Genomic DNA, 6,934 nt, shown 5'->3' on the forward strand with positions numbered 1-6,934 from the left:
TACTTCTTGGTCATGGAATATTCCTCAATAGGTGTAGTTTCACCTATTGAGGTGTCCGGGACTATTAGACCAGCTCAGATTTGTGCCCACCGAAGATCCAATGTGGGAGCGAGCCTGCTCACGAAGAGGCCGGCACATTCAATATCGATGCAAGCTGACCCGCCGCTATCGTGAGCAAGCTCGCTCCCACAGGGGGATTCGGGGTAGGCATAGGATTTGTGCCCACCGCAGATCCAATGTGGGAGCGAGCTTGCTCGCGAAGAGGCCGGCACATTCAATATCGATGCAAGCTGACCCGCCGCTATCGCGAGCAAGCTCGCTCCCACAGGGGGTTTCGGGGTGGCGCGTGAACTTTGGGCATGAAAAAAGCACCCCGAAGGGTGCTTCTTGTACATCTTCCAATTACTGGGCCGGTTCGTTCTGACCCAGGATCAGTTGGCCTTCCTTGCTCACCGGGATCTGGTTGCCCGGGTCGCGATCCATGCGGACCTTGCCTTCTTTGCCGTCGAGCATGTAGCGAACGTCGTAGCCCACAACCTTGTCGCTGATGTCATTGACCGTGTTGCAGCGAGTCTGGGTGGTGGTGTAGGTGTCGCGTTCCTGCATGCCTTCCTGGATCTTGTTACCGGCATAACCACCACCGGCCGCACCCGCCACGGTGGCGATCTTCTTGCCGGTGCCACCGCCGATCTGGTTGCCCAACAGGCCACCGGCCACAGCGCCGAGCACGGTGCCGGCGATCTGGTGCTGGTCCTGGACGGGCTTCTGCCGAGTCACGGTGACGTCCTTGCACACTTCACGCGGGGTCTTGATCTGGGTCTTGACCGGCTCCACGGCCAATACTTGCGCATACTCAGGGCCACTTTTTACCAAGCTGTAGGTGGCGACCGCACCACCGGCTGTTACACCGACAGCACCCAATACCGCACCAACCAGCATCGATTTGTTCACTTGAACCTCCTGACCATCACAAGCGGAATAATCCGCGCTTCTCCCAGCCTTGGAGCATAAAAAAAGGCGCGAGTTCAACTCGCGCCTTTTCAGCGGTGACGGACGGAAAACCGAACCTTACGGACGGTCGTCCACCTCGGTGTCAGTGGCCGCAGGAGGAATCAGATCCTCGGAGCTCAGGTTCAGCCAGATCAACACCACGTTGGCGATGTAGATCGACGAGTAAGTACCCGCCATCACACCGATGAACAACGCGATGGAGAAACCGAACAGGTTGTCGCCACCAAACACCAGCAGCGCGACAATCGCCAGCAAGGTGGAGATCGACGTCGCCATGGTCCGCAGCAGGGTCTGGGTGGTCGAGATGTTGATGTTCTCGATCAAGGACGCCTTGCGCAGCACGCGGAAGTTTTCACGCACCCGGTCGAACACCACGATGGTGTCGTTGAGCGAGTAACCGATGATCGCCAGCACCGCCGCCAACACCGTCAAATCGAAGGTGATCTGGAAGAACGACAGGATGCCCACAGTCACGATCACGTCGTGGATCAGCGAGATAATGGCGCCCACCGCGAACTTCCACTGGAAGCGGAAAGCCAGGTAGAGCATCACGCCGCCCAGGGCCAACAGCATGCCGAGGCCACCCTGGTCGCGCAGCTCTTCACCCACTTGCGGGCCGACGAACTCCACGCGCTTGACCTGGGCCGGGTTGTCGCCGCCAGCCTTCTGCAAGGCCTCGGCTACCTGGTGACCCAACTGCGGGTCTTCGCCTGGCATGCGCACCAGCAGGTCAGTCGTGGCGCCAAAGCTCTGCACGATGGCATCGCTGTAGCCCGACGACGCCAGTTGCTCACGCACCTTGGTGACGTCGGCCGGACGCTCGTAGGTCAGCTCGATGAGCGTACCGCCGGTGAAGTCCAGGCCGTAGTTCAGACCCTTGGTGGCCCAGCTGAACAACGCCAGGACGGTAAGGAACAATGTGACGCCGAACGCAATGTTGCGAACGCCCATGAAGTTGATTGTACGTAACATGGCAGCCCCTTAAATCCACAACTTCTTGACGTCACGACCACCATAAATCAGGTTGACCATTGCACGGGTCACCATGATGGCTGTGAACATCGAGGTAAAGATCCCGAGGGACATGGTCACTGCGAAGCCCTTGACCGGGCCGGTGCCCATGGCAAAGAGAATCCCGCCGACCAGCAACGTGGTCAGGTTGGAGTCGACAATCGCAGTGAATGCGCGGCCGAAGCCTTCGTTGATTGCCCGCTGGATCGACATGCCCGCGGCGATCTCTTCACGTATCCGCGAGAAGATCAGCACGTTGGCGTCCACCGCCATGCCCATGGTCAAGACGATACCGGCGATACCCGGCAGGGTCAGCGTGGCGCCCAGCAAGGACATCAGGGCCAGCAGCAGCACCATGTTCACCGCCAGCGCAACCGTGGCGATGATGCCGAAGAAGCGGTAGATGGCGATGATGAACAGCGACACGAACAGCATGCCCCACAGGGAGGCATCGACGCCCTTGGTGATGTTGTCGGCACCCAGGCTCGGGCCGATGGTGCGTTCTTCAGCGAAGTACATCGGCGCGGCCAGGCCACCGGCACGCAGCAGCAGGGCCAGTTCCGAGGATTCGCCCTGGCCGTTCAGGCCGGTGATGCGGAACTGGCTGCCCAGTGGCGACTGGATGGTCGCCAGGCTGATGATCTTCTTCTCTTCCTTGAAGGTCTGGACCGGCACGTCCCTCTCGACGCCATTGACCACTTGCTTGGTGTAGGTGGTGGTCGGCTTCTGCTCGATGAAGATCACCGCCATGCTGCGACCGACGTTGCTGCGCGTGGCGCGGCTCATCAGTTCGCCGCCGTGACCGTCCAGGCGAATGTTCACCTGTGGACGACCCTGCTCGTCGAAGCCCGCCTGGGCGTCGGTCACCTGGGCACCGGTGATGATCAGGCCACGCTCGATCTGCGCCGCCGGACGACCACCTTCACGGAACTCGAAGCTCTCGGAAGTGGCCTTGGACGCACCCGGCTCAGCAGCCAGGCGGAATTCCAGGTTGGCGGTCTTGCCGAGGATACGCTTGGCTTCGGCGGTGTCCTGCACGCCCGGTAGCTCAACCACGATGCGGTTGGCGCCCTGGCGCTGCACGATCGGCTCGGCCACACCCAGCTCGTTGACGCGGTTACGTACCGTGGTCAAGTTCTGCTTGATGGAGTACTCGCGGATTTCCGCCAGCTTGGCCGGGGTCATCGCCAGACGCAGCACCGGTTGGCCATTGAGATCGGCCGGCACAATGTCGAAATCGTTGAAATTCTTGCGCACCAGCGCACGGGCCTGTTCGCGGGCATCTTCATCGCTGAAGCCCAACTGAATGGCACCTTCGAACTGCGGCAGGCTGCGATAACGCAGGCGCTCTTTACGCAGCAGGCTCTTGACGTCGCCTGCGTAGACTTTCAGGCGTGCGTCGAGGGCTTTTTCCATGTCCACTTCCAGCAGGAAGTGCACACCACCGGACAAGTCCAGGCCCAGCTTCATTGGGTGGGCGCCAAGCTTGCGCAGCCACGGCGGCGTGGTCTGGGCCAGGTTCAGGGCCACAACGTAATCGTCGCCCAACGCCTTGCGCACCACATCCTTGGCTGGCAGTTGGTCTTCAGCCTTGACCAGGCGCAACAGGCCGCCCTTGCCGTTTTCGGCGATGGACGCAGCCTTCACATCGATATTGGACGCCTTGAGCGCAGCGCTCGCACGGTCCAGATCGGCCTGGGTGACCTGCAGCGCAGTGCTTGCGCCACTGACCTGAATGGCCGGGTCATCCGGGTATAGATTGGGAGCGGAATAAATCACACCGACCGCCAGCACCGCCAGGATCAGTAGGTATTTCCACAGAGGGTATTTGTTCAGCATCACGCCGCCCGCTTATGACGCGGGGCGCCTTGCGCGCCCCGTCGATTGAAAAGAAGTGGTTACTTAGATCGCTTTCAGCGTGCCTTTTGGCAGCGTGGCCGCGATGGCGCCCTTCTGGAACTTCATTTCAACAGTGTCGGACACTTCCAGTACCACGAAGTCATCGGCCACTTTAGTGATCTTGCCAGCGATGCCGCCGGTGGTGACCACTTCATCACCTTTTTGCAGGCTGCTGAGCAGGTTCTTCTGCTCTTTGGCGCGCTTGGCCTGTGGACGCCAGATCATCAGGTAGAAGATGACCAGGAAGCCGACCAGGAAAATCCACTCGAAACCACCGCCCATAGGGCCGGCAGCCGGTGCAGCCGCGTCAGCCATGGCGTTAGAGATAAAAAAGCTCATTTAGCACTCCAGTTGCAAGTATTGAATCTAGGGATCGGAAAACTCAGTCCAAAGGCGGAACAGGCAACCCGCGCTTGGCATAGAAGGCCTCGACAAAGGCGGCCAATGTACCCTGTTGGATAGCCTCGCGCAAACCAGCCATAAGCACCTGATAATGGCGCAAATTGTGGATGGTATTGAGCATACTGCCGAGCATTTCGCCGCACTTGTCCAAATGATGCAGATAAGCGCGGGAGAAGTTCTGGCAGGTATAGCAATCGCACGTCGGATCGAGCGGCGAATCATCATGGCGATGGAACGCGTTACGGATCTTCAGCACACCGGTGTCGATGAACAGATGCCCATTGCGGGCATTACGGGTTGGCATCACGCAATCGAACATGTCCACCCCGCGGCGCACACCCTCAACCAGATCTTCCGGTTTGCCAACGCCCATAAGGTAACGAGGTTTGTCAGCGGGCATCTCGCCCGGCAGGTAATCGAGCACCTTGATCATCTCGTGCTTCGGCTCACCCACCGACAGGCCGCCAATGGCCAGGCCATCGAAGCCAATCTTGTCCAGGCCTTCGAGGGAGCGCATGCGCAAGTCGCGGTGCATGCCGCCCTGGACGATGCCGAACAGCGCCGCGGTGTTTTCGCCATGGGCATTCTTCGAACGCTGGGCCCAGCGCAACGAGAGCTCCATGGACACCCGCGCCACGTCTTCATCGGCCGGGTACGGTGTGCATTCGTCGAAGATCATCACGATGTCCGAGCCCAGGTCACGCTGCACCTGCATCGACTCTTCCGGCCCCATGAACACCTTGGAACCGTCCACCGGAGAAGCGAAGGTCACGCCCTCCTCCTTGATCTTGCGCATCGCGCCCAAGCTGAACACCTGGAAGCCGCCGGAGTCGGTCAGGATCGGGCCTTTCCACTGCATGAAATCGTGCAGGTCGCCGTGGGCCTTGATCACTTCCATGCCCGGGCGCAGCCACAGGTGGAAGGTATTGCCGAGGATGATCTCCGCACCCGTGGCGACGATGTCACGCGGCAGCATGCCCTTGACCGTGCCGTAGGTGCCCACCGGCATGAACGCAGGGGTTTCCACGGTTCCGCGGGGGAAGGTCAGGCGTCCGCGACGAGCCTTGCCATCGGTGGCAAGCAACTCGAAGGACATGCGACAGGTGCGACTCATACGGTTTCCTCGGGCCCGCGTGGCGCGGGGTTACGGGTGATGAACATCGCATCACCGTAGCTGAAAAAGCGGTACCCATGCTCGACGGCGGCCTTGTAGGCGGCCATGGCTTCGGGATAACCGGCGAACGCCGAAACCAGCATCAACAGCGTGGATTCAGGCAAATGAAAGTTGGTGACCAGGGCATCGACCACATGAAACGGCCGGCCCGGGTAGATAAAGATATCGGTGTCGCCACTGAACGGCTTGAGCACGCCATCGCGGGCGGCGCTTTCCAAAGACCGCACGCTGGTGGTCCCCACCGCCACCACACGCCCACCGCGGGCGCGACAGGCCGCCACGGCATCAACGACTTCCTGGCTCACTTCCAGCCATTCGTTGTGCATGTGATGGTCTTCGATGCGCTCCACGCGCACCGGCTGGAACGTCCCGGCGCCGACGTGCAGCGTCACGAACGCCGTCTCCACGCCCTTGGCCGCAATCGCCTCCAACAACGGCTGATCAAAATGCAGCCCCGCCGTCGGCGCCGCCACCGCCCCCAGGCGCTCGGCGTACACGGTCTGATAACGCTCGCGGTCCGAACCTTCGTCCGGGCGGTCTATATAAGGAGGCAACGGCATGTGCCCGACACGGTCGAGCAGCGGCAACACCTCTTCGGCGAATTCCAGCTCGAACAACGCATCATGCCGCGCCACCATCACCGCCTCACCGCCGCCGTCGATCAGAATCGACGAACCGGGCTTGGGCGACTTGCTCGACCGCACATGGGCCAGCACCCGATGACTGTCCAGCACCCGCTCCACCAGAATCTCCAGCTTGCCGCCGGAGGCCTTCTGGCCGAACAAACGCGCGGGAATGACGCGGGTATTGTTGAACACCATCAAATCGCCCGGGCGCAAATGCTCGAGCAAATCAGTGAATTGACGGTGAGCCATGGCACCGCTGACCCCGTCCAGGGTCAACAGTCGACTGGCGCGCCGCTCGGCCAGCGGGTGGCGAGCGATCAGCGAATCCGGGAGTTCGAAGGTAAAGTCAGCAACACGCATGATGGGGTTCGTCTAGCAGGGCCGGAAAGTCTAGCGGAAATATTAAAAATTCACCATGAAACGTGATTGACCAACGGTAGGCACCTCTCTATACTTCGCCGCCATTGAGCCCTGATGGCGGAATTGGTAGACGCGGCGGATTCAAAATCCGTTTTCGAAAGGAGTGGGAGTTCGAGTCTCCCTCGGGGCACCATCTTAAAGAAAGACCTTGAAATTCAAGGTCTTTTTTTTCGTCTGCAGGAAAGTGGTTTTGCTGTGATCAACGCAGATCTCACCTGACGGCGCCCCCTTTTGTGGCGAGGGGATTTATCCCCGCTGGGCTGCAAAGCAGCCCCCAAATACCCAACCTATGGTGAGGAATAACCTGTGGCGAGGGAGCTTGCTCCCGCTTGAGCGCGCAGCGCTCACAAAAATGTCACTGCACCCACCGATGCTTCGAGTGGCCCCACCC

General features: G+C 60.3%; 6 protein-coding genes and 1 tRNA gene. 1 reads left to right on the forward strand and 6 read right to left on the reverse strand.

Features of this window, described 5'->3' with window-relative positions; all coding sequences use genetic code 11:
* Positions 1-402: 402 nt before the first annotated feature.
* The 6 genes from HGO40_RS29965 to queA all read right to left on the reverse strand — a co-directional run bounded on the left by HGO40_RS29965 (position 403) and on the right by queA (position 6,483).
* Positions 403-951 carry a glycine zipper 2TM domain-containing protein gene (locus HGO40_RS29965; RefSeq protein ID WP_014336691.1) on the reverse strand — a complete coding sequence of 183 codons (549 nt, stop codon included), beginning with the start codon at positions 949-951 and terminating at the stop codon, positions 403-405.
* 117 nt (positions 952-1,068) lie between these two features.
* Positions 1,069-1,983, reverse strand: a complete 915-nt coding sequence (gene secF / locus HGO40_RS29970) for a protein translocase subunit SecF (protein ID WP_250965988.1) — start codon at positions 1,981-1,983, stop codon at positions 1,069-1,071.
* A 9-nt stretch (positions 1,984-1,992) separates the two neighbouring features.
* The gene (secD, locus tag HGO40_RS29975) at positions 1,993-3,861 is read right to left on the reverse strand and encodes a protein translocase subunit SecD (protein ID WP_250965989.1); all 1,869 of its coding nucleotides are present in this window, start codon (positions 3,859-3,861) and stop codon (positions 1,993-1,995) included.
* A 63-nt stretch (positions 3,862-3,924) separates the two neighbouring features.
* Positions 3,925-4,260: a preprotein translocase subunit YajC gene (yajC, locus tag HGO40_RS29980; RefSeq protein ID WP_007982729.1), complete on the reverse strand. Its 336-nt coding sequence runs from the start codon at positions 4,258-4,260 to the stop codon at positions 3,925-3,927.
* 43 nt (positions 4,261-4,303) lie between these two features.
* Complete coding sequence (gene tgt / locus HGO40_RS29985; RefSeq protein WP_212800693.1) at positions 4,304-5,419, reverse strand: tRNA guanosine(34) transglycosylase Tgt; 1,116 nt, start codon at positions 5,417-5,419, stop codon at positions 4,304-4,306.
* Between the two features lie 14 nt (positions 5,420-5,433).
* Complete coding sequence (gene queA / locus HGO40_RS29990; RefSeq protein WP_025211994.1) at positions 5,434-6,483, reverse strand: tRNA preQ1(34) S-adenosylmethionine ribosyltransferase-isomerase QueA; 1,050 nt, start codon at positions 6,481-6,483, stop codon at positions 5,434-5,436.
* Positions 6,484-6,591: 108 nt separating this feature from the next.
* On the opposite strand from queA, the gene HGO40_RS29995 reads away from it, so the two are divergent.
* Positions 6,592-6,676: transfer RNA gene (locus tag HGO40_RS29995), tRNA-Leu, on the forward strand.
* Positions 6,677-6,934 lie beyond the last annotated feature (258 nt).

The organism is Pseudomonas sp. CG7 (genome assembly GCF_023701885.1).
Classification (GTDB): domain Bacteria; phylum Pseudomonadota; class Gammaproteobacteria; order Pseudomonadales; family Pseudomonadaceae; genus Aquipseudomonas; species Aquipseudomonas zanjanensis.

Bases quoted from the DNA above. Each gene is read 5' to 3' on its own strand.
- secF (WP_250965988.1), bottom strand. From the start codon at position 1,983: ATGTTACGTACAATCAACTTCATGGGCGTTCGCAACATTGCGTTCGGC.
- secD (WP_250965989.1), bottom strand. From the start codon at position 3,861: ATGCTGAACAAATACCCTCTGTGGAAATACCTACTGATCCTGGCGGTG.
- yajC (WP_007982729.1), bottom strand. From the start codon at position 4,260: ATGAGCTTTTTTATCTCTAACGCCATGGCTGACGCGGCTGCACCGGCT.
- tgt (WP_212800693.1), bottom strand. From the start codon at position 5,419: ATGTCCTTCGAGTTGCTTGCCACCGATGGCAAGGCTCGTCGCGGACGC.
- queA (WP_025211994.1), bottom strand. From the start codon at position 6,483: ATGCGTGTTGCTGACTTTACCTTCGAACTCCCGGATTCGCTGATCGCT.